We start from the raw sequence: 26170 nt of genomic DNA on the forward strand, positions 1-26170 counted from the left end.
ACCCGGGTGGTGACTGTGGGGAGACGGTCCGTCACGACCTGGCCCGACCGGCCGCCGGTGCCCCCGGCGTCCGGCCCGGCTCCCGGCGACGGGGCGACCCGGCGCGCACGGTGTGACCCGCACCACTCGGAACCGGGCCAGGCGTATGTCCCGGCCGGAGGAGGGACGGGTCCATGAGCGAGTTGAGGACGGCACGCCGCCGGCGGACGGCGGGCGTGCTGGCGGTCGCGGGCGGGACGCTGGCGCTGCTGCCGCTGACCGGGGCGTTCGCCGGGGGAGGGGGCACCGGCGGTGGCGACGGCGGTGGCGGCGGGCACGGCCACCCGCGCAGCGTCATCTTCGTCAACGGCGACGGGATGGGCGCCGCCCACCGCGAGGCCGCCCGGCTCGAGCAGGAGGGCTTCGACGGGCAGCTGACCATGGACGCGCTGCCGGTCGCGGGGCTGCAGACCACCGACGCGCGGGACCCGGAGGACACGGTCACCGACTCCGCGTCCTCGGCGTCGGCGTGGGCGACGGGCCAGAAGACCTACAACGGCGCGATCAGCGTCGACGTCGACGGCAACCCCCTGCTCACCATCGGGCAGCAGGCCGAGGCGGCGGGCCTGGCCGGCGGCATCGTGACCACCGCGCAGGTCACCGACGCCTCGCCCGCCGCCTTCTTCGCCAACAGCGCCGACCGCTCCGCGCAGGACGACATCGCCCGCCAGTACCTCGAGGTCAGCCGGCCGGAGGTGATCCTGGGTGGCGGTGAGGACTGGTGGCTGCCCGCCGGGGACGAGGGCGCCTACCCGCCGCGCGCCGGCGACGAGGAGGACCCGGAGGTGTCCCGCAGCACCCAGGGCGACCTGGTCGCGCAGGCCCAGGAGCAGGGCTACGAGTACGTCAGCACCGCCGAGGAGCTCGCCGCCGCGGACTCCGACCTCCTGCTCGGCCTGTTCGCCAACGAGGAGATGTTCCAGCAGCGTCCCGAGGGGCAGGGCGACGAGTTCGACCCGGTCGTCTCCCTCGCCGACATGACCACCACGGCCCTCGACGTGCTCTCCGAGGACGAGGACGGGTTCTTCCTCCTGGTCGAGGAGGAGGCGGTCGACGAGATGAGCCACAACAACAACGCCGCGCGGATGCTGGAGTCGATGCGCTCCCTCGAGGCGGCCGTCGAGGTCGCCCGGGCGTACGTGGCCGAGCACCCCGACACGCTGCTGGTCGTCACCGGCGACCACGAGTGCGGCGGGCTCACCATCGAGGACGTCGACGCCGAGGACGAGAGCGGCCCCGGCGGCACCCTGCCGCAGGAGACCGCGGTCGAGGGCGGGACGGAGTCCGGTGAGGACGGCCCGTTCCTCGTCGCCGGGACCGACGGTGCGTACGACTTCGCGCTGGACTGGACGACGACCGGGCACACCGGCGCACCGACCGTCGTCACCGCGGAGGGCCCGGGCAGCGAGGAGCTGACCGGCTACTACCCGAACACGCACCTGTACGACGTCGTGTCCTCGGTGCTGTTCGACTGATCCCCGGCGGGCGGCACCCCCGGAGGACCTCGCGCGCGGGGAGTCCTCCGAGGGTGCCGCCGGCCCTCGCCCTGACGTCACCCGGCGGACACCTGGGCGCCCCAGGCTGAGCGGGACCGCGAGCCCGCCGCCGGGAGGACCCGATGGACCCGTGCACCCCACCCGCCGCCCGCACGGCCAGGACGCCGGTGCTCGCCCGCACCGCCGCCCGCACCGCCGCCCGCACCGCCGTCCGGGCCGCCACCGCGTCCTGGGGGAGCGACCGCCGCCGGCAGCGCCTGCGGGTGTGCACCTCGGCGGAGGTGCTCACCGCGCTCGGGCTGCGCGTGCGGGTGGTCAGCTCGCCGGTCGGCTGGCCGCGCGGCCCGCGCCTCGTGGTGGCCGACGCCGCCGGCTGGACCGGCGTCCTCGCGCTGGCCACCGTCGTCCCCGGCACACCGGTGGTCGACGCCGCCCTGGCCGGCGCGCCGCTGGCCCGGGTGCTGGCGCGCCGCGGCGGCCTGCTGGTCGACGACGGGTCGGCGGCCACCCGGGCTGCGGTCGCCGCGCTGCTCCGCCGCGGGGACACCGTGGTCGCCGTCCCCGGCGCGACGACCGGTGGGGGGCCGGGCCGCTTCCGCGCCGACGCCCTCGCCCCCGCCGTCGACGCGCAGGCCGCGGTGTGCCCGGTCGCCGTCCGGCCCGCCGCGGGCGACGTCGTCGAGGTGCACCTGCTGCCCGCCCTGGCGCCCGGCCGGGCCCCCGGCCTGCTCGCGGCCCTCGCCGGGTACGCGGTCGCGCACGTGCCGGGGTCGGACGCGCCGGTCCCCGCACGTCCCGCGAGTGCCCGCCCCCAGCCGGGGTACCGCCGCACCGGACCCTGACCCGTCCGGGAGGAGCCCCCCGTGCAGCCCGACACGCTCGTCGACCGCGACACCGCCGACCCGGCGACGGGCGACCCTCCCCGCACCACCGAGGCCCCGCGGGAGGCCGAGGTCCTCGACCTGTCGCGGTGGCGGCTCAACGCCCTGCCCGACGAGGACAGCGACGAGGACTGGGACGACGACCGCCAGCTGTTCGGCCCCGACGGCGCCCTGGTCGAGACCTGGCGCGAGGGCTACCCCTACACCGAGCGCATGGAGCGCCGGGAGTACGAGATCGAGAAGCGGCGGCTGCAGATCGAGCTGCTCAAGCTGCAGGGCTGGGTGAAGGACACCGGCCAGAAGCTGGTCATCGTCTTCGAGGGCCGCGACGCCGCGGGCAAGGGCGGCACGATCAAGCGCTTCACCGAGCACCTCAACCCCCGCGGCGCCCGCGTGGTGGCGCTGGACAAGCCCAGCGAGCGCGAGCAGGCGCAGTGGTACTTCCAGCGCTACGTGCAGCACCTGCCGGCGTCCGGCGAGATCGTGCTGTTCGACCGGTCCTGGTACAACCGCGCCGGCGTCGAGCGGGTCATGGGCTACTGCACCGACGAGCAGTACGAGCAGTTCATGCAGGACGCGCCCGAGCTCGAGCGGATGCTCGTCGACAGCGGCATACGGCTGTTCAAGCTGTGGTTCTCGGTGTCCCGCGGGGAGCAGCGGACCCGCTTCGTCGTCCGGCAGATCGACCCGGTGCGGCAGTGGAAGCTCTCGCCCACCGACCTCGCCAGCCTCGACAAGTGGGACGCCTACACGCAGGCCAAGGAGGCGATGTTCCTGCACACCGACACCCGGCACGCGCCGTGGACGGTGATCAAGAGCAACGACAAGAAGCGCGCCCGGCTCGAGGCGATGCGGCACGTGCTGTGCCGGCTGGACTACGAGGACAAGGACTGCGACGTCGTCGGCGACCCCGACCCGCTCATCGTCGGCTCGGCCGCCGACGTGCTGGAGGAGTCCTCCGACGCCCCGGTCGCCCCGCCGCCGCCCCGCATCGGCCGTCGCTGACCTCGTCTGCGGCTCTCTAGCCGGAGGACCAGAGAGCGCTAGACGCCGTCAGAGAGGCGGGCGGCGGCGGCCGTGGCCGGTGGCCTGCTCGATCGCGTGCGCGACCTCCAGCAGCCGCCGCTCGGCGCGCGGCGCGGCGACGAGCTGGAGGCCCACCGGCAGGCCGTCGGGGGTGAACCCGGCGGGCAGCGACAGCGCCGGGCACCCGGTGGCCGAGACCAGCGTGCAGGAGCGCATCCAGCCCAGGTAGTCCGACTGCGGCACCCCGGCGACCTCGGTGGGGTACTCCAGCTCCACCGGGAAGGGCAGCACCTGCGTGGTGGGCGCCAGCAGCACGTCGTGGCGGTCGAAGAAACCGACCACCCGCTCGTACAGCCGGGTGTGCGCGAGCTCGGCGCGGGCGACGTCGGCCCCCGTCAGCGCGGCGCCGGCCGCCGCGTTCCAGCGGATGGTCTCCTTGACCGCCTCCGGCGAGCGGCGGACGACGTCGCCGAAGGTCGCGTCGAACAGCCAGGCCCGCAGCGTGCCGAACACCTCGTCGGCCTCGCGCAGGTCGGGGCAGGCCTCCTCGACCGTGGCGCCCAGCGACTCGACCACCGGCAGCACCTCGCGCAGCACCGCCGTGACGGCCGGGTCCACCGGCACCAGGCCGCCGAGGTCGGGCGCCCAGGCCACCCGCAGGCCGCGCAGGTCCTCGGGCAGCGGCGTGGCGAAGCCGGCGGGGTCGTCGGCCAGCGACAGCGGCGCGCGGGGGTCGGGCCCGGCGAGCGCGGAGAGCGTGAGGGCGACGTCGGCGACCGTGCGGCCCATCGGCCCCTGCACCGACAGCGTCGACCAGCCCATCGTGGCGGGCCAGGTCGGCACCCGGCCCGGCGTGGGCCGCAGGCCGACGACGTTGCAGAAGGCCGCCGGGTTGCGCAGCGACCCGCCCATGTCGCTGCCCTCGGCCAGCGGCACCAGCCCCGCGGCGAGTGCCGCGGCCGCGCCGCCGCTCGAGCCGCCCGCCGAGAGCCCGTGCCGCCAGGGGTTGTGCGTGGCGCCGAACAGCGGGTTGACCGTGTGCGAGCCGGCGGCGAACTCCGGCACGTTGGTCTTGCCCACCCGCACCGCCCCCGCCCGGCGCAGCCGCTCGACCACCAGCTCGTCGCGGGCCGGCACGTTCTCCGCGTGCAGCGGCGAGCCCCAGGTGGTGCGCATGCCACCGGTCAGGTGGGTGTCCTTGTGCGCCACCGGCAGCCCGTGCAGCGGGCCGACCTCCTCGCCGGCGGCCAGTGCGGCGTCGGCGGCGTCCGCGGCCGCGCGGGCGCCGTCGGCGTCGAGGGTCACGATCGCGTTGACCTGCGGGTCCACCCGCTCGATGCGGGCCAGGTGCGCCTCCAGCAGCTCCCGCGCCGACACCTCCCGCTTGCGCACGAGGGCGGCCAGCTCGGTGGCCGGCCGGAGGCAGAGGTCGCTGTCGTCGGCAGCGTCGATCGCGGTCACCGGGGGAGGGTGCCACGGGCCGCCCTCCCTCGGGGACCACGGCCCCGGGGCAGGGTCAGCGCGCGTGCTCCGGGGCGTGCGGGTGGCCCTCCACCGGGACGACGATCGCCTCCTGGGTGCTGCGCGCCACGATCATCTCCACCGGCTCGGTGTCGCTGGCGTTCTGCTCCCAGTGCACGATCCCCGGCGGGATGAACACGAAGTCGCCGGCCCGGGCCTCGCGGACGTCGTCGAGCCGGTCGCCGACCCACCAGCGGGTCACCCCGGACAGGACGTAGATCGCCGTCTCGGACTCCCCGTGGTGGTGCACCCCGGTCATCCCGCCGGGGTCGAGCACCGCGTAGCCCATCCACATCCGCTGCGAACCGGTCAGCTCGTTCGACACCGCCTCGAAGCGGTGCAGCCCGCCGGGCGTCTGGCCGGTGTTGCCGCTGCGCTCGTCCGGGCCCACCACCCGGACGTCGACGTCGCTCATGCGGGCCTCCTCAGGCGATCCGGCGGAGCCGGTTGATGTGCAGCCCGCTGCTGCCGCCGTCGAGCAGGTCGTCGAGCATCCCGGCGAAGCTCGTCCTCCCGGCCCGGCGCGGCGCGCACGTGCGCGATGACGGTGAGCAGGTCTCGGTCGGTGTCGGTCGGCGTGGTCATCGGCCCTCCTCTCGGGCTCCGGTCGAGGGTCCGATCACGGCGTGGGTCACACAGCGGCGCCCGCGACCCCGGCGGTGGGGCCGGTGCCCCGGGCGGGGACGATCGGGGCATGACCAGCGAGGCGGGCACCGAGGCGGCACCTGCGGCGGCACCGGAGGGCGGGACGGCGCCGCCGGCCGAGGACGGCGCGACGTTCGCCGACCTGGGGCTGCGACCCGAGCTCCTGGCGGCGCTGGCGCGCCTCGGCTACGAGGAGCCCACGCCGATCCAGCGCGAGGCCGTGCCGCCGATGGTCGAGGGCCGCGACCTGCTCGGCCAGGCCGCCACCGGCACCGGCAAGACGGCGGCCTACGCGCTGCCGGTGCTGCAGCGGCTGCCCGACGACCGTCCCGGCGGGGACCCGCTGGCGCTGGTCCTCGTGCCCACGCGCGAGCTGTGCATCCAGGTCTCCGAGGCGCTGCACCGCTACGGCCGCGACCTCGGCGCCCGCGTGGTGCCGGTCTACGGCGGGCAGCCGATCCCGCGGCAGCTGCGGGCGCTGGAGGCCGGCGTCGACGTCGTCGTCGCCACCCCCGGGCGGGCGCTGGACCTGTTGCAGCGCGGCAGCCTGCACCTGGGCGGCGTGGCCACCGTGGTGCTCGACGAGGCCGACGAGATGCTCGACATGGGCTTCGCCGAGGACCTCGAGGCGCTGCTCGAGGAGGTGCCCGAGGAGCGGCAGACGGTGCTGTTCAGCGCCACCATGCCGCGCCGGCTCGACGCCATGGCCCGCCGCCACCTGCGCGACCCGCTGCGCATCCAGGTGGCCCGCGAGGTGCCGGTCGAGGGCGAGGCCCCGCGGGTGCGCCAGACGGCGTTCGTCGTCGCCCGCGCGGCCAAGCCCGCGGCCCTGGGCCGGGTGCTCGACGTCGAGAGCCCGACGGCGGCCATCGTCTTCTGCCGCACCCGCGACGAGGTCGACGACCTCACCGAGACGCTCAACGGCCGCGGCTACCGCGCCGAGGCGCTGCACGGCGGGATGAGCCAGGAGCAGCGCGACCGGGTGATGAACCGGCTGCGCGGCGGCACCGCCGAGCTCCTCGTGGCCACCGACGTCGCCGCCCGCGGCCTCGACGTCGAGCAGCTGACCCACGTCGTCAACTACGACGTCCCGGCCGCGGCGGAGACCTACGTGCACCGCATCGGCCGGGTGGGCCGCGCCGGGCGCGAGGGCGTGGCGATCACCCTGGTCGAGCCGCGGGCGCACCGGATGCTCAAGACCATCGAGCGGGTCACCGGCGCGCCCATCCACGTCGAGCGGGTGCCCACGGTCGCCGACCTGCGCGCCCGGAGGCTCGAGCTCACCCGCGCCGCCCTGCGGGAGAGCCTGCTCGGCGACGACCTCGAGCGCTTCCGCTCCGTCGTCGACTCCCTCACCGACGAGTTCGACGTCGTCGAGGTGGCGCTGGCCGCGGTCAAGCTCGCGCACGAGGCCACCACCGGCCCGGACGACGACGAGGAGATCCCGGAGGTCACGCTGCGGCCCGAGCGCCCGCGGCGCGACGGCGACCGGGGCGACCGCGGCGACCGGGGCCAGGGCCGGCCGCCGCGGGCCCGCTCCGCCGGCGGGGACACCGAGCGGTTGTTCATCGGCGCCGGCCGCAGCGCCGGCGTGCGCCCGGGCGACCTGGTCGGCGCGATCGCGGGGGAGACGGAGCTGCGCGGCCGCGACGTCGGCGCCATCGAGATCGCCGAGCGGTTCAGCCTGGTCGAGGTCCCGGCGGCCGCCGCCGAGGACGTGATCACGGCGCTCCGGGGGAGCACGATCAAGGGCCGGAAGGTGACCGTCCGCCGCGAGCGCCCGCGCTGACCGGCCTCGGGCCGGCGGGGATGGGGCGGTCTGCGGAACGGAAGGGTCCGCTCCGTTGACACCGCCGTTACCCGTTTGTGACGCTGACCACCTTCTCGCCCCGGAGGACGTGCTGGTCCGGGGCCCGACGGATGGGAGACGACGGTGGCCGATGCCCCGGACATGACCGAGGTCCTCGCCGACGCACCGACGAACTGGGGCAAGTGGGGCGACGACGACGAGGTCGGGGCGCTGAACTACCTGACCGCCGACGAGGTCCTGCGCGGCGTCCGGCACGTGCGGCAGGGGAAGGTCTTCACCCTGCAGCGGCTGATCGGCGACCCGAAGGGCGACCCGGTCTGGCCGGGGCGCTCGCCGGCCGAGCGGACGATGATCCTCGACGAGTCCACCTGGGACTCCCCGGACGCCCCGCAGTTCCCCGGCGGCCTGCACTACGCCGACGACAAGATCAACGCGTTCCTGCAGGGCTCCACGCAGTACGACGCGCTCGGCCACGTCTGGTACGGCGGCCAGATCTGGAACGGCTACGACGCGCGCAGCACCGTCGGCGGGCTGGACCGGGCCAGCGTCGAGCCGATCGCGCGCAAGGGCGTCGTCGGCCGCGGCATCCTGCTCGACGTGGCCCGCTTCCGCGGCAAGCCCTACCTGGAGAAGGGCGAGACCTTCACGCACGAGGACCTCGTGGCCTGCGCCGAGGCCCAGGGCACCCCGATCGAGAAGCGCGACGTCCTGCTGATCCGCACCAACTTCCTGCAGCTGTTCTTCGAGCAGGGTCAGGCCTTCTACGAGGGCTTCAACGAGCCCGGCCTGGTCTACAGCCCCGAGCTGGTGCGGTGGTTCCAGGACATGGAGATCCCCAACCTGACGACCGACACGATCGCCAACGAGGTCACCTACGACCCCAACAACGGCACGGCGCTGCCGCTGCACTGCGCGCTGATGCGCAACCTCGGGGTGACCCTCAGCGAGATCGCCGACCTGGAGGAGCTCGCCGAGGACTGTGCCGGAGACGGCCAGTACACCTTCCTCTACGCCGCGGCCCCGCTGAAGATCCACCAGGCGACGGGTGCCCCGGTCAACCCGCTCGCCGTCAAGTGACCGGCAGGAGGGGACGACGATGAGCGTCTACACCGACCGGCCGTGGCTGTCCCTCTACGGCGAGGGCCAGCCGGCCGACATCACGCCCGAGCACGACACGCTGCTCGACGTCTTCCGCGCGTCGCTGGCGGCCGCGCCCGACACCGTGGCGATCCGCTACTTCGACGGCGCGCTCACCCTCGCCGACCTCGACGCCGCCTCCGACGCCCTCGCCGTCGCGCTCACCGGGAGCGGGTTCGCCCCGGGCGACCGGATGGGCGTCTACGTGCAGAACGACCCGGCGTTCGTCATCGGGCTGCTCGGCGCGTGGAAGGCCGGCGGCGCCGCGGTGGCGATCAACCCGATGAACAAGGCCGCCGAGCTCACCTACCTGCTCAGCGACTCCGGGGCGACGGCGCTGCTGTGCCTCGAGCAGCTCTACGAGTCGGTCGCGCGCGACGTCGTCGCCAGCGGGGAGACCAAGGTGCAGACCGTGGTCACCTGCTCGCCGCTGGACCACCAGTCCCGCGACGACGCCCGCGTGCTCGGTGACGTCGTCCGGTCGCGGCAGGAGGGCACCCTCGACCTGGCCGAGCTGCTGGAGACGCACGCCGGGCGGACGCCGGCGCCGGTGTCGCTCTCCGGGGACGACGTGGCGATCCTGACCTACACGTCGGGGACCACCGGCCGGCCCAAGGGCGCCATGAACACCCACGCGACGATGGTGTTCAACGCCTGCACCTACCGGGAGTGGATGCGGCTGACGCCCGACGACGTCGTCCTCGGTGTCGCGCCGCTGTTCCACATCACCGGGCTGATCGGGCACGTCGCGCTCGCGCTGCTGCTGCCCTGCCCGCTGGTGCTGGCCCACCGGTTCCACCCCGAGGTGGTGCTCGACGCCGTCCGGGAGCACCGGCCGACGTTCACCGTCGGGGCGATCACGGTGTTCATCGCGCTGTCGGGCGTCGAGGGCGTGGGCCGGGAGGACTTCTCCTCGCTGCGCACCATCTACTCCGGCGGTGCCCCGATCGCGCCCGCGGTCACCGACGCGTTCGAGGAGCGGACCGGCCGCTACATCCACAACATCTACGGCCTGACGGAGACGAACTCGCCCTCGCACGCGGTCCCGATGGGCGTGAAGGCGCCGGTGGACCCGAACTCCGGGGCGCTGTCGGTGGGCGTGCCGGTCTACAACACCGTCGTGCGGATCCTGGGCGAGGACGGCGAGGAGCTGCCACCGGGGGAGGTGGGGGAGATCGCCACGTCGGGTCCGCAGGTCGTGCCCGGCTACTGGGGGCGGCCGGAGGCGACGGCGGAGTCGCTGCCGGGCGGGGAGCTGCGCACCGGCGACGTCGGGTTCATGGACGAGCAGGGCTGGTTCTACCTGGTCGACCGCAAGAAGGACATGATCAACGCGGCCGGGTACAAGGTGTGGCCCCGCGAGGTCGAGGACGTCCTCTACGGCCACCCCGCGGTGCGCGAGGTCGCCGTGGTCGGGGTGCCCGACCCCTACCGCGGCGAGACGGTGAAGGCCTTCGTCTCGCTCAAGCCCGGCTCCTCGGTCACCGCCGAGGAGGTCGTCGCCTGGGCCAAGGAGCGGATGGCGGCCTACAAGTACCCGCGGTCGGTGGAGTTCGTCGACGAGCTGCCCAAGACCACCACCGGCAAGATCCTCCGCCGGGAGCTCCGCGACACGTGAGGAGGGACCCCGCCCGCCGTCCTAGACGGGGGGCGGGGTGGCCGGGTCGTCGGGGACGACGTCGGGGACGCGGTTGGGGCCGGCGGCCGGCGGCCGCGGCCGGTCCTGGCGGTGCAGGCGCACCGCGACCAGGGCGACGTCGTCCTCCGGCCGGCCGTCGACCAGTCGCTCGAGCACCTCGTCGAGCATCTCCTGCAGCGGCCGGCCGGCCAGCTCGCGCAGCGCCTCGCGCAGCCTGCTCATGCCCGCGTCGAGGTCGGCGTCGCGCCGCTCGATGAGGCCGTCGGTGAACAGCAGCACGGTCGCACCCCGGTCGAGGGTCACCACCGACTCCTCGCGGGTCGCCCGGGGGTCGACGCCGAGGAGCAGGTCGCCGCGCCAGGAGGCCAGCTCGGCCACGCTGCCGTCGGGGTTGACCACCAGCGGCGGCAGGTGCCCGGCGTTGGCCCAGCGCATCCGCGTGACGCCGCGCCGCAGCTCGTCGGCGGTCTGCTCGAAGCGGGCCACCGTCGCCGTGGCCAGCACCCGGGTCTGCAGCAGGGCCATCGAGGCGTCGAGGCCCCGCAGCACCTCGCCGGGGCCGGCGTCGCTGTAGGTGGCGATGCCGCGCAGCAGCCCGCGCAGCTGGCCCATGGCCGCCGCCGCCTCGGTGTCGTGCCCGACGACGTCGCCGATCACCAGCGTCGTCGCCCCGCCCGGCTGCAGGAACGCGTCGTACCAGTCGCCGCCGACCCGCGCGGCCTCGGCGGCCGGCAGGTACCGGACGGCGATCTCGGCGTGGTCGGGCTCGGGCGGCTCGGTGAGCAGGCTGCGCTGCAGCCCCTCGGCCAGGGCCCGCTGCTGCCCGTACAGGCGGGCGTTGTCCAGCGCGAGGCCGGCCCGGTCGGCGACGTCCTGCGCGGTCGCCAGGTCCTCGTCGCGCGGGGCCCAGCCGCGCCGGAAGTACAGCGTCATCACGCCGAGCGTGCGGTCGCGGCCCCGCAGCGGGAGGCAGACCCCCGACTCGGGGGTCAGCGCGCCCAGCAGGTCGCGGGCCTCGCCCGGGGGCAGCAGGCCGCGGACGGCCTCGGCGGCCTCCATGACCGGCTCGCCGGTGAGCAGCGCCCGCATGAGCGGCGACGTGGCCGGCATCGCGTCGAGCCGGACGGCGGCGTAGCGCTCGACCAGCGCGCGGGCGGCGGGGTCGACGTGCCAGTGCCCGACGTCGCGCGGGCGGCCGTCGGGGTCGACGACGGTGACGATGCACCAGTCGGCGAGCGCGGGGACCACCAGCCGCGGCAGGTGGGCGGTCGCCGACTGGGCGTCCAGGGCGCCGGCCAGCTCCGCGCTGACCTGGGCGAGCAGCGCCAGCCGCTGGGCGCTGCGCTCGGCGCGGTCCTGCACCCGGCGGCGCTCGGTGACCTCGAGGAAGTAGACCGAGAGACCCTCCGGGCTCGGCCAGGCACGGAGCTCGTACCAGCCGTTCAGCGGGGCCGGGTAGTGGGCGTCGAACTGCACCGGCGTCCCGGTGCGGACGGCGGCGCGGTAGCTCTCCTCGAAGATGCTGTTGATCGCGGCCGGGAACGCCGTCCACAGCACCTGGCCGAGCAGCTCGTCCCGGCTGCGCCCGAGCAGCCGCTCGGCCTCGGCGTTGACGTGGGTGAACCGCCACTCGCGGTCGAGGGAGTAGAAGCCGGCCGGCATGGCCTCGAGCACCCGCGTCACCCGCACGTCGGCGGCGCGCTCGGCGGTGGTGTCGTAGGCGGCGCCCAGCACGCGGGCCGCCGACCCGGTCTCGTCGCTCAGCGTGCGCCCGCGGGCCTGCACCCAGCGGGTCTCCCCCTCGGGCCACACGACGCGGTACTCGGCCTCGTAGTCGCCGCAGGCGGCGATGCTGGCCTGCAGGGCGTCGGTGACCCGCGGCAGGTCGTCGGGGTGCAGCCGCTCGTTGAACGCCTCGATGCTGCCGCCGAACGTCTCGGGCGTGTAGCCGAACATCTCGATCAGCCGGGCGTCCCAGGTCAGCTCGCCGGTGCGCAGGTCCCAGTCGAACGTGCCGATGCCGGCGGCGTCGATGGCCAGCCCCCACCGCAGCCGGTCGCTCTCGTAGGCGGTGGTGAGCGCGGCGAGCTCCAGCTCGGTGACCGCGGCGTCGGCCAGCTGCCGCAGCGTGGCGACGTCGGTGTCCGACCACGGGCGCGGAGCGGGACAGACCACGCACAGCACGCCGACGGTGTGGCCCTGGGAGTCGACCAGCGGCGCGCCCAGGTAGGCGCCGACCGCGCCGGCGGTCACGGGCGCCAGGTCGCCCACCCGGGGGTCGGCCTGCGCGTCGGGGACGGCGTAGGCGGTCCGGTCGGCGGCGGCGACCGCGCAGGCCGAGGCCTCCAGCGGCGTCTCGCTGCCCACGGTGCCCGGGGGCAGGCCGACCGCGGACACGACGACCTGGACGTCGTCGAGCAGGGAGACCTGCGCGATCGGGGCGCCGAGGAGCCGGGCGGCCAGCTCGGCGATCCGGTCGAGGGCCGCGCTGGCGTCGCGCAGCCGCAGCCGGCGGGCGGCGTCGGACCGGGTCCGGTCGGCCTGCAGGACCTCGGCGGCCGCGCGCAGGTCAGCGACCGGGCTCCCGGGGCGGGGCCGCGACGTGTCGTCCACCGAACCTCTCATGTCCGGCTCGGAGCCGACTCGATGCGGCAGTCGGTCCGTCCGCTGTTCGAACGGGCCTGCCGCAGAGCATCGTAGGTGACCCCGGTTGCGGCCAACAGGTCTGACCGCTCACAGTCCGCGTCCTGACGCGCGGTGACGACCGGCTGTGCTCAGGGCGGCGGGAGGACCAGGGTGAGCGCCGTCCCCCCGTCGTGTTCCACGTGCAACCCGGCGCGGCGCAGCAACGCCCGCACCCGCACGACGCCGTCCGGCTCGGCCGTGGTGGTGGCCAGCAGGCGGGCCACCCGCCCCTTGTGCGCCTTGTTGGCGTGGCTGACCACCGTGCGGGAGCCGTCGGGCCGCTGGCTGAGGACGTCGACGGTGACCGCGCCGGGCACCGGGGCCAGCGCCTGGTAGCCGCCGCTGCGCAGGTCGACGACGAGCTCGCCGGTGCCGGCGAGCAGCCCGCCGAGCGCCGGCCGCCACAGGGTCCGCAGGGTCGGCAGCCCCGGCAGCTGCGCGCCGGCGGAGAGCCGGTAGGCGGGGATCGGGTCGGTCGCCCGGGCCAGCCCGAACAGTGCCGACCCGACGGCCAGCCGCCGGTCGGCCCGCGCCCGCTGCGCGCGGGTCATCGAGCGCACGTCGAGGGCGTCGTAGAGGACGCCGGTGTAGCGCTGGACCGCCGGCGTGGTGGGGCTGGTGCGCAGGGCGGCGTTGCGGCCGATCTCGGCGTCCTGGCCGGGGGACAGGCCCAGGGCCGCGCGGGCGGCGGGCGGGTCCGCGGCCAGGCCGACGAGCGCGTCGACCAGCGTCTCCCGGACCGGCGTCAGCTCGGGCGAGCCGAGCGCGGCGAGGTCGAGCGGGGCGCCGTCGCCGTCCGGGGACTTGGTCTCCGAGGGTGGCAGCAGCACGAGCACGGGGACCCAGCGTAGGGATCCCGCTGCCCTCCGCCGTCCGGGGCGGGCGGACGACGCCACGTGTTGCCGGACGTCACCCGGTGGTGTGACATGGACCACCCCGTCGGGGGGACCACGAGCGGACGGGGACCCGCGCCGACCGGCGCGGACAGGGCACGGGGGCGGGCGGCGGCCCGTCCCCGGACGAGAGTCAGGGGACGCCGGTGGCTGGCAACAAGGCCGTGATGTACATGGGTCCGGGCAAGGTCGAGGTGGCCGACCTCGACTACCCCGGGCTGGAGCTCAAGGAGGGGCCGGGGGTCAACCCGGCCAACGTCGGCCGCAAGACCCCCCACGGGGTCATCCTGCGGACGGTGGCCACGAACATCTGCGGCAGCGACCAGCACATGGTGCGCGGGCGCACCACGGCGCCCGAACGCCTGGTGCTCGGCCACGAGATCACCGGCGAGATCGTCGAGAAGGGCTCCGACGTCGAGTTCCTGCAGGTCGGCGACATCGTCAGCGTGCCGTTCAACATCGCCTGCGGGCGCTGTCGCAACTGCAAGGAGGGCAAGACCGGCATCTGCCTGAACGTCAACCCCGACCGGCCGGGCTCCGCCTACGGCTACGTGGACATGGGCGGCTGGACCGGCGGCCAGGCCGAGTACGTGATGGTCCCGTACGCCGACTGGAACTGCCTGAAGTTCCCCGACCGCGACCAGGCGCTGGCCAAGATCCGCGACCTCACGATGCTGTCGGACATCTTCCCGACCGGCTACCACGGCTGCGTGACCGCCGGCGTGGGCACCGGCTCGACGGTCTACATCGCCGGGGCCGGCCCGGTCGGGCTCGCGGCCGCGGCCTCCGCCCACCTGCTCGGCGCCGCGGTCGTCATCGTGGGCGACCTCAACGCCGACCGGCTCGCCCAGGCGCGCAGCTTCGGGTGCGAGACCGTCGACGTCTCGAAGGGCGACCCCAAGGACCAGATCGCGGAGATCCTGGGCGAGCCCGAGGTGGACTGCGGCGTCGACGCCGTCGGCTTCGAGGCCCGCGGACACGGCAAGGACGCCGAGCGCGAGGCGCCGGCGACGGTGCTCAACTCGCTGATGGACATCACGCGGGCCGGCGGCGCGCTCGGCATCCCCGGCCTCTACGTGACCGGGGACCCGGGTGCGGCCGACGAGGCGGCGAAGACCGGGTCGCTGTCGATCCGGCTGGGGCTGGGCTGGGCCAAGTCGCACGCGTTCACCACCGGTCAGTGCCCGGTCATGCGCTACAACCGCCAGCTGATGATGGCGATCCTGCACGACCGGGTGCAGATCGCGAAGGCGGTCAACGCCGAGGTGATCCCGCTGGAGGACGCCCCGCGCGGCTACCAGGAGTTCGACCAGGGTGCGGCGAAGAAGTACGTGCTGAACCCGAACGGCTTGATCCCCGCTTGAGAGGACCCGTGAGGCATAGGAGGCCTTCCGCACGTCCAGCGCGGCAGGACGTGCGCATCGCCTCCTATGCCCCGGGCCGGCCTCACGTCCAGTAGAGGAGGCGGGCCCCGGGCAGCCGCTCGGCGACCTCGCGCTCGAACCAGCCGCGCAGCTCGGCCATGGTGTCCTTGCGGTAGACGTGCTTGACCGAGCCGAACTTGCCGCGCTTGGTGGTGCGGCGCGACTCGTCCATCTCCAGCTTGGTGCGCGGGTACCAGTCGAGCAGTGTCTCCTTGCTGCCCGGCGTGAACCGGTGGGTGATGCACTCGACGGTCAGGTCGTGCCCCGCCGGGACGGCGGCGGCGATGCCGTCGAGCAGCTCGGCGTACTGCTCGCGCCAGCCCTCCACCGGCATGATCGGCGCGATGGTGACGCCGACCGGGTACCCGGCCGCGGCCACCGCCGCCAGCGCGCGCAGCCGGGCGGGCACCTTCGCCGTCGCGCCCTCGAACCGGCGGTCGACCGACGAGGCGTTGACCGAGAAGCGCAGCCGGGTGCGCCCGCCGTGGGGGAGGGCCAGCAGGCCGGCGACGTCGTCGAACTTGGTGGTGGCGCGCAGCTGCACGGGGCCGGCCCAGTCGTGGGTGCCGAAGTGCTCGACCATCCGCGCCAGGCCGCCGGTCAGGTGCTCGATGGCCAGCGGGTCGGTGTAGCAGGACGCCTCGAACGTCGTCCCCTCGCCGCCGCGCTCGAGCGTGCCGGAGGTGATCGTCCCCCGGCCGACGTAGTCGTCGAGGCCCTCGAGGACCTCGTCGAGGTCGGCCCACACGCGGGTGATCGGCGGGCCGCCCAGCGAGCCGGCGAGGTAGCAGTACTGGCAGTGCGCGGGGCAGCCCTCGGCCAGGTCGAGCCGGAAGTCGGCCGACGGCGGGATCGGCTGCAGCTTCCGCTTCGACGGCGGCGGCACGACGAGCGCCATCGTGTCCTTGGCGGCCATGAAGGCGGCGCGGTCGTCGTCGCCCGTGAGCGAGGGCAGCCGGTCGCCCTTCAGCACCTCGACGGCGTCGACGCCGGCGGCCTCGAGGTGGGCGAGGACGCGCTGCCCGTGCGGGCGCTCGGCGGCGGAGCGGGTGACCAGGACCCGCTTGGGGGTCCACAGCCGGGAGGGGGCGGGGACGTCGGGGGAGGTGGCGGCGGGCGGGGTGAGCAGCGCGGTCATCGCCTGGTGCAACACCCGCCGGGTGCTGCCCATGCCCAGCTCGGCGGCCGGTCCGGTGTGCTCCGGGTCGCCCCGGGCGCCGCCGTCGGCGAGGGTCGGGACGTGTCCGGCGCCTGGCTGCCCACCCTGGGGCTCGCGGTCGCGGTCGCGGCCGGCGCGGTGACGCAGCGGGTCACCGGCCTGGGCTTCAGCCTGGTCGCGGCGCCCTTCCTCGTGCTGCTCGCCGGGCCGGTCACCGGCGTCCTCGTCGCCAACGCGCTCGGTGTCGCGGTCTCGCTGATGGTGCTGGGGCAGGTGTACCACCACGTCGACCTGCGCCGCGGCGCGCTGCTGCTGGCGCCCGCGCTGGCCGCCGTGGTCCCGGGCGCCCTCCTCGCCCGGGTGGTCCCGGCCGCCGTGCTCCAGGTGCTGGTCGGCGGCACCGTCGTCCTGTCGCTGCTGGTGGTCCTGGCCCTGGGCCGCTCGGTCGCCGGCGGGCCGCCGGGGCCGGCGCGTCCCGGGACGACCGTGGTCGCCGGCGCGGCCACCGGCTTCCTCACCGCGACCGCGGGCGTGGGCGGTCCCGCGCTGACGGCGTACGCGGTGGCCACCCGGTGGCCGCAGTCCGCCTTCGCGGCGACCGCGCAGCTGTGCTTCGCCGCCGTCAGCGCCGCGTCGGTGGCGGTCAGGGGGCTGCCCGTGCTGCCGGCGACGACGTGGGCCGCCGCGGCCGTCGCGCTCGCCGCCGGGGTGGTCGGCGGGACGGCGCTGTCCACCCGGGTGGCTCCGCCGGTCGCCCGGACCGGCGCGCTGGCGGTCGCCCTCGCCGGCGGCCTGGCGACCGTGGTCGACGGCCTTCTGGGCGGCTGAGCGCCGCTGCGCCGGGAGCGGACACGCGCGCGCCGGGCGGCGCGGCCCGGCACGCTGGGCACGTGGACGTGCTGGTGCTCGGCGGGACGGCGTGGCTGGGCCGCGAGGTGTCGCGGCAGGCGCTGGCGCGGGGCCACGCGGTCACCTGCCTGGCCCGCGGGCAGGCGGGCGGGGTGGCCGACGGCGCCCGGCTGGTGCCCGCCGACCGCGAGCGGCCCGGCGCGTACGACGCGGTCGCCGGCCGGGCGTGGGACGCCGTGGTGGAGGTGTCGTGGCAGCCGGCGTTCGTCCGCGAGGCGCTGAGCGCGCTGCGCAAACGGGCCCGGCACTGGACGTACGTCTCCTCGGTGAGCGTGTACGCCTCCCGGACGGCGCCCGGCGGGGACGAGACCGACCCGCTGGGCCGCTCCACCGACGAGCCCCGGGTCGGCCGGGAGCTGTACGGGCCGGCGAAGGTCGCCTGCGAGGAGCTGTCGCGGGCCGCGGTGGGGGACCGCCTGCTCGTGGCCCGCGCCGGGCTGATCGGCGGTCCCGGTGACCACACCGGCCGCTCCGGCGCCTGGGTCGCCCGTGCCGCCCGCGACCCGCACGGGCCGCTGCTGGTGCCCGACACCCCCGACCTGCCCACCCAGGTCGTCGACGTCCGCGACCTCGCGGGCTGGCTGGTCGGGTGCGCGGACCGGTCCGTCACGGGCGTGTTCGACGCCGTCGGCCCGGTCGTCCCGTTCGGCGGGTGGGTGGCCGCCTCCCGCGCGGTGGCCGGGCACACCGGTCCGGTGGTGTCCGCGCCCTCCGACTGGCTGCTGGAGCGGGGCGTCGGACCCTGGATGGGTCCCGACTCGCTGGCCCTGTGGCTGCCGGCGGCCGAGGACCGGGGCTGGTCGGCCCGCTCCGGGGCGCGCGCGGCGGCTGCGGGGCTGCGCCACCGCCGCCGGGAGGAGCTGCTCGCCGACGTGCTCGCGTGGGAGCGCGCCCAGGGGCTCGACCGGCCGAGGTCCGCCGGGCTGAGCGCCGCCCGGGAGGCGGAGCTGCTGGCCGAGCTGCTGACCGGGCTGCCGGCCGGGCCGGGTCGCTAGCCGGCCCCGGCTCAGTCCCGCGCCGCGACGCCGGGGACGTCGCCGCCGAGCTCCACGACGTGGGCGAACACGTGCGCGGGACGCTGCGCGCTGTCGACGACGACGGCGGCGTGGACCCGGGCGAGGAAGGCCGTTCCGTCGGCGCGCAGGTAGCGCTTGGTCACCAGGTGGCCCCCGGCCGTGCCGGTGCGGACCTCCGCGAGGTTGGCGTCGTCCTGGGCGAGGTCCTCGGGGTGGGTGACGTCGGCGACGGTCATGGCGGCGAGCTCCCCCGGCGTCCGCCCGACCAGGCCGGCGTAGGCCTTGTTCACCCGGATGAACCGGCCGTCGAGGCCGGTGAGGGCCATGCCGATCGGCGCGTCGTCGAAGGCGTGGCGGAACATCGACTCGCTCTCGGCCAGCGCCTCCTGGGCCGCCACCGCCGCGGTCACGTCGCGCGAGACGGTGACGACCTCGCGCAGCGAGCCCGAGGCGTCGGTCAGCCGCTGCACCGTGGTGCGCAGCCACCGCACGGTGCCGTCGCGGTGCAGGGCGCGGTGCACGGTGCCCTGGGCGCCGCCGTCGCGGGCGACCGGCAGCCCGGCGAGCACGCGGCCGACGTCCTCCGGGTGCAGCAGCGTGAGCACCGAGGCGCCGAGCAGCTCCTGCGGCAGCCACCCGAGCACCGGGCCGGCGGTGGCCGACGCGTAGGTGATGACGCGGCCGGGCGTGGAGACGACGACCACCTCGTCGCTGCCGGCCAGGGGCAGCGGTGCCGGGCCGGAGACCGGGTCGGCCTCGGGTGCGGCCGGGACGGCTAGGACGGGGACGTCGGCCGGGCGGCCGAACAGCCAGCCCTGCGCGGAGTCGCAGCCCAGCGCCACCAGCTGCCGCGCCTGGTCCGGCGTCTCGACGCCCTCCGCGCACACCTTCCGGCCCAGCCCGTGCGCCGCCTCGACGACCAGGCGCACCAGGACGGCGTCGGCGGTGTCGGTGGTGACCCGCTCCACGAAGGAGCGGTCGATCTTCACCAGGTCCACGGGCAGGTGCCGCAGCAGGGACAGCGCCGAGTGGCCGGCGCCGAAGTCGTCCAGCGCCAGGCGCACGCCCAGGCCGCGCAGCTCCTCGAGCCGCACCGCCGTGGCGGCCAGGTCGGTGATGGCCGCGGTCTCGGTGATCTCCAGGCACAGCCGGTCGGGCGCCAGCCCGGAGTCGGCCAGGGCCGCGACGACCTCGTCGACGAAGCCGCGCTGCACCAGCTGCACCGGCGACACGTTGACCGCCACGGTCGGGGCCGACCCCGACGGGGGGACCGGCCAGCCCGCCGCCTCCCGGCAGGCGGTCCGCAGCACCCAGCGGCCGAGGTCGACGATCAGGCCGGTGTCCTCGGCGAGCGGCACGAACCGGTCCGGCGCGACCCAGCCCAGCTCCTCGTCGTGCCAGCGGGCCAGCGCCTCGACGCCGGTGGCCTGGCCGGAGGGCAGCGCCACCACGGGCTGGTACTGCACGCTGAGCCCGCCGCGGTCCACGGCGGCCCGCAGCCGGCGCTCGAGCAGGTGCCGCGCCCGCACCGCCTCGCCGTGCTCGCGGTCCTCGAGCAGCTCGGGCGCGAAGTGGGCGCAGCGGCCGCGGCCGAGGGTCTTGGCCCGGTACATCGCCGTGTCGGCCTCGGTGACCAGCCGGTCGAGCACGTCCGGGCCGGCGGCCCCGTCCCCGGCCGGTGCGTGCGCGATGCCCACGCTCGCGCCGATGGTGACCAGCTCCTCGGCGCCGTCCGCGCCGCGCACGACCACCGGGGCGTCGGCGGAGAGCAGGATGCGCTGGGCCAGCGCGTCGGCCTCCTCCCGGCCGAGCCGGTCGGCGGTGACCAGGACGAACTCGTCGCCGCTGAGCCGGGCGACCAGGTCGCCGGACCGGGCCAGCGAGCGCAGCCGGCGGGCGAACTGGGTCAGCACCTCGTCGCCGGCGGCGTGCCCGAAGTGGTCGTTGACGTCCTTGAAGCGGTCGAGGTCGACGAAGAACAGCGAGCCGGGACGGAAGCCGCCGGGGGGCTGCACCTGGTCCTCGAGGAACACCCGGTTGGGCAGGCCGGTGAGCGGGTCGTGCACGGCCCGGTAGGCGTAGTGGTGCGCGAGCTGCTCGAACAGCGTGGCGACGGGGACGACGCCGGTCCCCTCGGTGCAGACCACCACGATCGCCTCGGGGACGTCCTGCCCGCTGCGCCGGCGCTCCGCCAGCAGGGCCGCGGCCTCACCGACGGTGGAGTCGGCCGGGACGACGAGCGTGCCGCGCGGCGCCACCTCCTCGACGCGGCGCGCGGCGAGCGGCGGACCGCCGTCGCCGTCGGACTCGGCCCGGAGCGCCTCCAGCCAGCCGCGGCCGAGCAGCACCGGGCCGTCGGCGGTCTGCACCACCAGCCAGGGCGTGTTCGCGGGACGGCGCACCAGCAGCGTCTCGACGGTGCCGACGGGCGTGTCGGGTCCGACCACTCGGACCGCGCGCGCCAGGTCGCCCAGGGTCTGGTCCCCGGCAGGACGCGACATGGAACCAGACGGTGCCACAGTCGCCCCGCGCCGCGACAGGGCCGCGACCGACGCCCTCGACTCCACCGGTTCCCCTCCCGTCCTGCCTGACCGACACCTCCTGTCTCGGCAGGTCGGACGGCGGACCGGCCCCGGCCCGGGACCCGGTCACCCGGAGGGAGGACGACGGAGGGAGGACGGCGGCGGGAGGACGGCGGCGGGAGGCCCGCGGCGGGCCGGGCGGGGTCGGGGGACCCCGCGTCCCGCGGAGGCGCCGCACCCGCTACGGTAATCCGCATGCAGTCGGTCGGGTTTGTGCGGTTTGCGCTCGTCGAGCGCCGGCACGTCGACCTGCTGCGGTGCGCGAGCGCGCTCTGTCGGGCCTGAGGCCACCGCCCGTCCCGCTCGCCCGCACCCACCCACCCGGAGACCCCGCATGACCCTGCTCGCCGCTGCCCCGACCGCGCCCACCGACGACCGCGAGGACGTCCCCGGTGGCGTCCTCGAGATCGAGCGCCTCGAGCCGACCATCGGCGCCCGCGTCCACGGCGTCGACCTCGCCCGCGCCACCGACGACCAGGTCCGCGCCGTCCGCGCCGCCCTCGCCGAGTACAAGGTGCTGTTCTTCGGTGGCCAGCACGACCTGCACCCCGACGGTCAGATCGCGCTCGGCCGCCGCCTGGGCGAGGTCACCGAGTCGCACCCGGTCGTCCCCGGCGTGGACGACCAGCACCCCGAGATCTACGCGCTCGACAGCTCCACCGGCGGCTTCGCCGACGTCTGGCACACCGACGTCACCTTCGTGCGGCGGCCGCCGCTGGGGTCGGTGCTGCGGGCCGTCGTCCTCCCGCCCACGGGCGGCGACACCCAGTGGGCCGACCTGGAGCTGGCCTACCGCTCCCTCAGCGAGCCCGTGCAGCGCCTGGCCGACCAGCTCGTGGCGGTGCACGACGGCACCCGGGAGTTCGGCTACTACCTCGCCCAGCGCGAGGAGCGCACCCGGTGGGAGGGCGAGGAGTTCCGCGCCCTGGTCCCGGTCGCGCACCCGGTCGTGCGCGTGCACCCTGAGACCGGCCGCAGGGGCCTGTTCGTCAACCCCGGCTTCGTCTCCCACATCGAGGGCGTGTCCGACGCCGAGAGCCGCCACCTGCTCGACCTCTTCTACGCCCACATCACCAAGCCGGAGCACATCGTGCGGCACCGCTGGTCGGTCGGCGACGTGGTCATGTGGGACAACCGCTCGACGGTGCACTACGCCAACCGGGACTATGGCGACCAGCGCCGCGTCATGCACCGCATCACCCTCCGCGGGGATGCACCGGTGGGGCCGACGGCCCGCTGACCTGCGGGTCGCGGACCCACCCGCAGTCCTCTCAGCGCGCGACGAGGCGCAGGCCCCACTGCGGGGGTCTGCGCCTCGTGGCACGCTCCACCCCCGTCGCACCCGTCCGGGTCCGGCGCCCCCACGGAAGAAGAGCCCCATGCAGCGCACCACTCTTCGGCCCCGCGCCTCCGCGGTGGCCCTGACCGCCCTGCTCACCGCCACCGTCGCGGGGTGCACCAGCGAGGAGGCCGGGTCCGGCGGCGGCAGCGGCAGTGGCGGCGGCGTCACCGTGCAGGCGGCGCAGTTCAGCTGGACCGCCGCGGGGCTGACCAACGGCATCCTCGGCGAGATCGCCGCCGACCACCCCGACCTGGGTGTGGCCTCCCTGGCGACCACGCAGCTGGACCCGGCCGCGGCCTGGGCCGGGGCGCAGCGCGGGGACATCGACCTGCTCACCGAGGTCGCCCTGCCCAACCAGCAGGAGCTGGCCGACTCGGCGAGCGACCGGGTGGAGATCGTGTCGGAGACCTACGGCGAGGCCGCGCAGGGCTGGTTCGTGCCGGCCTACGCGGTCGAGCCCGGCGGGCCGCTGGAGGGGCTGACCAGCGTCACGCAGCTCAACGACTACGCCGACGAGCTGGGCAACAAGTTCTACGACGCCGACCCCGGCTACATCACCACCGAGCAGAACGCCGCGCGGCTGCGGGGCTACGGCATCACCCTCGAGCACGTGGTCTCCAGCGAGGCGGCCGAGCTGGCGCAGCTGGAGAACAGCTACAGCCGCGAGGAGCCGATCGTGCTCTACCTCTACCACCCGCACGCGGTGTTCGCGCAGTACGACATGGTCCAGCTCGAGGAGCCCACGCCCTACACCGAGGGCTGCTTCACCGAGGGCGACGGCGCCTGCGCGATGCCCTCCTACAGCGCCAACATCGCCGCGAGCGACGAGCTGGCCGAGCAGGCCCCGGCGTTCGTCGACCTCCTGACCGACCTGCGCATCTCCGTCGAGGAGATGGAGGAGATGCAGAAGCGGGTCGACGTCGACGGCGAGGACGTCGCGACCGTCGCGCGCGACTGGGTCGACGACCACGCCGACCAGATCGACGAGTGGATCGGCTGACCGTGGCGCCGCCGGTGCTGCGCGTCACGGGCCTGACGAAGGTCTTCGGGGCGCGGGAGCAGGAGGCGCTGCGGCTGGCCGCCGACGGCCACGGGCGTGACGAGATCCTGCGGCGGACCGGGGCCACGCTCGCGGTCCACGACGTCAGCTTCGCCGTCGAGCGCGGTGAGCTGTTCGTCGTCATGGGCCTGTCGGGCTCCGGCAAGTCCACACTGGTCCGGCTGCTCAACCGGCTGATCGAGCCCAGCGCCGGCACCGTCGAGGTCGACGGCCGCGACCTGCGGGCGCTCGACGACGCCACGCTGCGCACCGTGCGCAACCAGAAGATCAGCATGGTCTTCCAGCACTTCGCCCTGCTGCCGCACCGCACGGTGCGCGAGAACGCCGCCTACGCGCTCAAGGTCCGCGGCGCCCCCGCGGCCGAGCAGCGGCAGCGGGCGGACTGGGCGCTGGAGACCGTGGGGCTCCTCGACCGGGCCGAGGCCCGGCCCGACGAGCTCTCCGGGGGGATGCGCCAGCGCGTGGGCCTGGCCCGTGCGCTGGCCGCCGACTCGGAGGTGCTGCTCATGGACGAGCCGTTCTCCGCGCTCGACCCGCTGATCCGCCGCGACATGCAGGACCTGCTCGAGCGGCTGCAGTCGGACCTGGCCAAGACGATCGTGTTCATCACCCACGACCTCAACGAGGCCATGCGGCTGGGCGACCGGATCCTCATGCTCAAGGACGGCCGCACCGTGCAGCTGGGCACCGGCCCGGAGATCATCTCCGCGCCCGCCGACGACTACGTCGCCGACTTCACCTCCGACGTCGACCGGACCCGGGTGCTCACCGCCGGCGACCTGCTCCGCGAGCCGCGGCTGACCGCCCGGCTCGGTGACCGGCCCGGGGACGTGCTCCGGGCGCTGGGCGGCGCGGAGGCCAACGGCGTCTACGTGCTCGACGGCCACCAGCGCGTCGCCGGCGTCGCCCGCGACGACCTGCTCGCCCGCGCGGTGCAGGAGGGCAGGACGGCGATCGGCCCACGCGAGCTGGTCCCCGACTTCACCACGATCGGTGCGGACCGGCCGGTCGTCGAGTTCGTCCACCTGGTCGGCCGGCACCCGGTGCCGCTCGGCGTCCTCGACGGCGACGGGCGGCTGCTCGGCGTCGTCCCGCGGGCCGCGGTGCTCGACGCGCTGTCGGCCGTCCCGGTCCGGGGGAGGCGCTCGTGATCCCGCACATCCCGCTCGGCCAGTGGGTCGCAGACCTCATCGACTGGCTGCTCGACGCGGTGCCCTGGCTGTTCGACGCGATCTCCGCGGTCATGCAGGTCCTCGTCGACGGGCTGACCGACGCGCTGGTCTCCCCGCCCCCGGTGGTCTGGATCGTGGTCTTCACCGTGTTCGCGCTGCTGCTGCGCGGCCCGTGGCTGGCGCTCTACACGCTGCTGGCGTTCCTGCTGGTGGTGTCGCTGGAACTGTGGGTCGAGACCATGCAGACCCTCGCGCTGGTGCTCGTGGCCGCGGTGATCGCCGCGGCGATCTCGGTCCCGCTGGGCGTCCTCGCGGCGCGGCACCGGGCGGTGAGCGTCGTGGTCCGGCCGGTCCTGGACTCCATGCAGACCACGCCGGTGTTCGTCTACCTGATCCCCGCGGTGTTCTTCTTCGGCGTGGGCGTCGTGCCCGGCGTCGTGGCGACGATCCTGTTCGCCATCCCGCCCGGGGTCCGGCTCACCGAGCTCGGCATCCGGCAGGTGGACCGCGAGGTGGTCGAGGCCGCGCAGGCCTTCGGCGCCCGGCCCGGCCAGGTGCTGCGCGAGGTGCAGCTGCCGCTGGCGCTGCCGGCGATCATGGCCGGCGTCAACCAGGTGATCATGCTGGCGCTGTCGATGGTGGTGACGGCGGGCCTGCTGGGTGCCGCCGGTCTGGGCGCGGTCGTGGTGCGCGCCGTGACCCAGCTCGACGTCGCCAGCGGCTTCGAGGGCGGCCTGGCCGTCGTCCTGCTCGCCGTGTTCCTCGACCGCCTGACCGGCGCCTTCGGGCAGCGGTCGGTCCTGTCGCGGCTCCGCCAGGCCCGGGGGCGCCGCGGCCGGCAGCAGGAGGCACCGGCCGCGGACGCCCCGGTCGGGGCGCCGTCCCCGGTCGGCGCCCGGTCGGTCAGCTGACCGGGGCGCCGCCGGCCGGGTCGGCCAGTTCGACGACGACGGGGGCGTGGTCGCTGGCGCCCTTGCCCTTGCGCTCCTCGCGGTCGATGAGCGCGCCGGTCACCCGGCCGGCCAGCGCCGGCGTGCCGAGCACGAAGTCGATCCGCATGCCCTCGCGGCGCGGGAAGCGCAGCTGCGTGTAGTCCCAGTAGGTGTAGACGCCGGGGCCGGGCGCGAGCGGCCGGACGACGTCGGCGTACCCGGTCTCGACCACGGCCCGGAACGCCGCCCGCTCGGGCTCGGTGACGTGCGTGGAGTGCGCGAAGACGCTCATGTCCCACACGTCGTCGTCCTGCGGGGCGATGTTCCAGTCGCCGACCAGCGCCACCTGGGCGGCGGGGTCGGCGGCCAGCCAGCCGCCGGCCGCCGACCGCAGCGCGGCCAGCCACTCGAGCTTGTAGTCGTAGTGCGGGTCGCCCAGCGCCCGGCCGTTGGGCACGTACAGGCTCCACACCCGCACCCCGCCGCAGGTGGCGCCCAGCGCGCGGGCCTCCGCGGTCGGGTCCGTGCCCTCCTTGGCCGCCCACGCCGGCATGCCCGGGAAGCCGACCTCGACGTCGGCCAGGCCGACCCGGGACAGCACGGCGACGCCGTTCCACTGCGAGTGGCCCACGTGCGCCACCTCGTAGCCCAGTTCGCGGAAGCGCGCGTGCGGGAACTGGTCGTCGCGGCACTTGGTCTCCTGCAGCGCCAGGACGTCGACGTCGCGGCGCTGCAGCCAGGCGGCCACCCGGTCGGCGCGGGTGCGGATGGAGTTGACGTTCCACGTCGCGAGGCGCACGAC

21 protein-coding genes are annotated in these 26170 nt (G+C 75.6%); 14 read left to right on the forward strand and 7 right to left on the reverse strand.

Annotation, left to right across the window (positions count from 1 at the left end):
• Positions 1 to 173 precede the first annotated feature (173 nt).
• From BMZ33_RS21000 to ppk2, 3 genes are all read left to right on the forward strand, one after another.
• Positions 174 to 1514, forward strand: coding sequence for an alkaline phosphatase (locus BMZ33_RS21000; protein ID WP_091116115.1), 1341 nt, complete (start codon positions 174 to 176; stop codon positions 1512 to 1514).
• A gap of 143 nt (positions 1515 to 1657) precedes the next feature.
• Positions 1658 to 2377 (forward strand): hypothetical protein, encoded by a 720-nt coding sequence (locus tag BMZ33_RS21005; RefSeq protein ID WP_091116118.1) that lies wholly within the window; start codon positions 1658 to 1660, stop codon positions 2375 to 2377.
• A gap of 21 nt (positions 2378 to 2398) precedes the next feature.
• Positions 2399 to 3421 (forward strand): polyphosphate kinase 2, encoded by a 1023-nt coding sequence (gene ppk2 / locus BMZ33_RS21010; RefSeq protein ID WP_169064668.1) that lies wholly within the window; start codon positions 2399 to 2401, stop codon positions 3419 to 3421.
• Positions 3422 to 3469: 48 nt separating this feature from the next.
• Here ppk2 and BMZ33_RS21015 read toward each other — a convergent pair whose 3' ends face one another.
• Both BMZ33_RS21015 and BMZ33_RS21020 read right to left on the reverse strand, forming a co-directional pair.
• The gene (locus tag BMZ33_RS21015; RefSeq protein ID WP_169064669.1) at positions 3470 to 4903 is read right to left on the reverse strand and encodes an amidase; all 1434 of its coding nucleotides are present in this window, start codon (positions 4901 to 4903) and stop codon (positions 3470 to 3472) included.
• A gap of 55 nt (positions 4904 to 4958) precedes the next feature.
• Positions 4959 to 5378 carry a cupin domain-containing protein gene (locus BMZ33_RS21020; RefSeq protein ID WP_091116122.1) on the reverse strand — a complete coding sequence of 140 codons (420 nt, stop codon included), beginning with the start codon at positions 5376 to 5378 and terminating at the stop codon, positions 4959 to 4961.
• A gap of 279 nt (positions 5379 to 5657) precedes the next feature.
• Between BMZ33_RS21020 and BMZ33_RS21025 the strand changes: the two genes are divergently transcribed.
• The 3 genes from BMZ33_RS21025 to BMZ33_RS21035 all read left to right on the forward strand — a co-directional run bounded on the left by BMZ33_RS21025 (position 5658) and on the right by BMZ33_RS21035 (position 10173).
• Positions 5658 to 7397: a DEAD/DEAH box helicase gene (locus BMZ33_RS21025; RefSeq protein ID WP_091116125.1), complete on the forward strand. Its 1740-nt coding sequence runs from the start codon at positions 5658 to 5660 to the stop codon at positions 7395 to 7397.
• Between the two features lie 144 nt (positions 7398 to 7541).
• Positions 7542 to 8495: a cyclase family protein gene (locus BMZ33_RS21030; RefSeq protein WP_091116128.1), complete on the forward strand. Its 954-nt coding sequence runs from the start codon at positions 7542 to 7544 to the stop codon at positions 8493 to 8495.
• Positions 8496 to 8514: 19 nt separating this feature from the next.
• Positions 8515 to 10173 carry an AMP-binding protein gene (locus BMZ33_RS21035; protein WP_091116131.1) on the forward strand — a complete coding sequence of 553 codons (1659 nt, stop codon included), beginning with the start codon at positions 8515 to 8517 and terminating at the stop codon, positions 10171 to 10173.
• A gap of 21 nt (positions 10174 to 10194) precedes the next feature.
• On the opposite strand, the gene BMZ33_RS21040 is transcribed toward BMZ33_RS21035, so the two are convergent.
• Positions 10195 to 12807 (reverse strand): SpoIIE family protein phosphatase, encoded by a 2613-nt coding sequence (locus tag BMZ33_RS21040; protein ID WP_169064670.1) that lies wholly within the window; start codon positions 12805 to 12807, stop codon positions 10195 to 10197.
• A 161-nt stretch (positions 12808 to 12968) separates the two neighbouring features.
• Entirely contained in the window at positions 12969 to 13715 is a 747-nt protein-coding gene (gene yaaA, locus BMZ33_RS21045; protein ID WP_091116137.1) for a peroxide stress protein YaaA, read from the reverse strand.
• Positions 13716 to 13918: 203 nt separating this feature from the next.
• Between yaaA and fdhA the strand changes: the two genes are divergently transcribed.
• Positions 13919 to 15136, forward strand: a complete 1218-nt coding sequence (gene fdhA, locus BMZ33_RS21050) for a formaldehyde dehydrogenase, glutathione-independent (protein ID WP_091116140.1) — start codon at positions 13919 to 13921, stop codon at positions 15134 to 15136.
• A gap of 82 nt (positions 15137 to 15218) precedes the next feature.
• Here fdhA and BMZ33_RS21055 read toward each other — a convergent pair whose 3' ends face one another.
• Complete coding sequence (locus tag BMZ33_RS21055; RefSeq protein WP_169064671.1) at positions 15219 to 16367, reverse strand: SPL family radical SAM protein; 1149 nt, start codon at positions 16365 to 16367, stop codon at positions 15219 to 15221.
• A gap of 69 nt (positions 16368 to 16436) precedes the next feature.
• Between BMZ33_RS21055 and BMZ33_RS21060 the strand changes: the two genes are divergently transcribed.
• Positions 16437 to 17183, forward strand: coding sequence for a TSUP family transporter (locus BMZ33_RS21060; RefSeq protein WP_169064672.1), 747 nt, complete (start codon positions 16437 to 16439; stop codon positions 17181 to 17183).
• Between the two features lie 62 nt (positions 17184 to 17245).
• Positions 17246 to 18259: an NAD-dependent epimerase/dehydratase family protein gene (locus BMZ33_RS21065; RefSeq protein WP_091116144.1), complete on the forward strand. Its 1014-nt coding sequence runs from the start codon at positions 17246 to 17248 to the stop codon at positions 18257 to 18259.
• A gap of 11 nt (positions 18260 to 18270) precedes the next feature.
• Here the strand turns inward: BMZ33_RS21065 and BMZ33_RS21070 are convergent, their stop codons facing one another.
• The gene (locus BMZ33_RS21070; protein ID WP_091116147.1) at positions 18271 to 20781 is read right to left on the reverse strand and encodes an EAL domain-containing protein; all 2511 of its coding nucleotides are present in this window, start codon (positions 20779 to 20781) and stop codon (positions 18271 to 18273) included.
• 276 nt (positions 20782 to 21057) lie between these two features.
• Between BMZ33_RS21070 and BMZ33_RS24765 the strand changes: the two genes are divergently transcribed.
• The 5 genes from BMZ33_RS24765 to BMZ33_RS21090 all read left to right on the forward strand — a co-directional run bounded on the left by BMZ33_RS24765 (position 21058) and on the right by BMZ33_RS21090 (position 25347).
• Positions 21058 to 21147, forward strand: a complete 90-nt coding sequence (locus tag BMZ33_RS24765; protein ID WP_425283692.1) for a putative leader peptide — start codon at positions 21058 to 21060, stop codon at positions 21145 to 21147.
• A 49-nt stretch (positions 21148 to 21196) separates the two neighbouring features.
• A complete protein-coding gene (locus tag BMZ33_RS21075) occupies positions 21197 to 22102 on the forward strand; it encodes a TauD/TfdA dioxygenase family protein (protein ID WP_091116151.1) in 906 nt (301 codons plus the stop codon).
• Between the two features lie 139 nt (positions 22103 to 22241).
• A complete protein-coding gene (locus tag BMZ33_RS21080; protein ID WP_091116154.1) occupies positions 22242 to 23204 on the forward strand; it encodes a glycine betaine ABC transporter substrate-binding protein in 963 nt (320 codons plus the stop codon).
• Positions 23205 to 23218: 14 nt separating this feature from the next.
• Positions 23219 to 24415 (forward strand): quaternary amine ABC transporter ATP-binding protein, encoded by a 1197-nt coding sequence (locus tag BMZ33_RS21085; RefSeq protein WP_169064673.1) that lies wholly within the window; start codon positions 23219 to 23221, stop codon positions 24413 to 24415.
• Complete coding sequence (locus BMZ33_RS21090) at positions 24412 to 25347, forward strand: ABC transporter permease (protein WP_169064674.1); 936 nt, start codon at positions 24412 to 24414, stop codon at positions 25345 to 25347. Before BMZ33_RS21085 ends, BMZ33_RS21090 begins: the two co-directional genes overlap by 4 nt.
• Here the strand turns inward: BMZ33_RS21090 and BMZ33_RS21095 are convergent.
• Entirely contained in the window at positions 25340 to 26167 is an 828-nt protein-coding gene (locus BMZ33_RS21095; RefSeq protein ID WP_091116157.1) for an exodeoxyribonuclease III, read from the reverse strand. The genes BMZ33_RS21090 and BMZ33_RS21095 overlap by 8 nt on opposite strands.
• Positions 26168 to 26170: the final 3 nt, after the last annotated feature.

The sequence above is a fragment of the Geodermatophilus dictyosporus genome (genome assembly GCF_900115505.1).
Classification (GTDB): Bacteria; Actinomycetota; Actinomycetes; order Mycobacteriales; family Geodermatophilaceae; genus Geodermatophilus; species Geodermatophilus dictyosporus.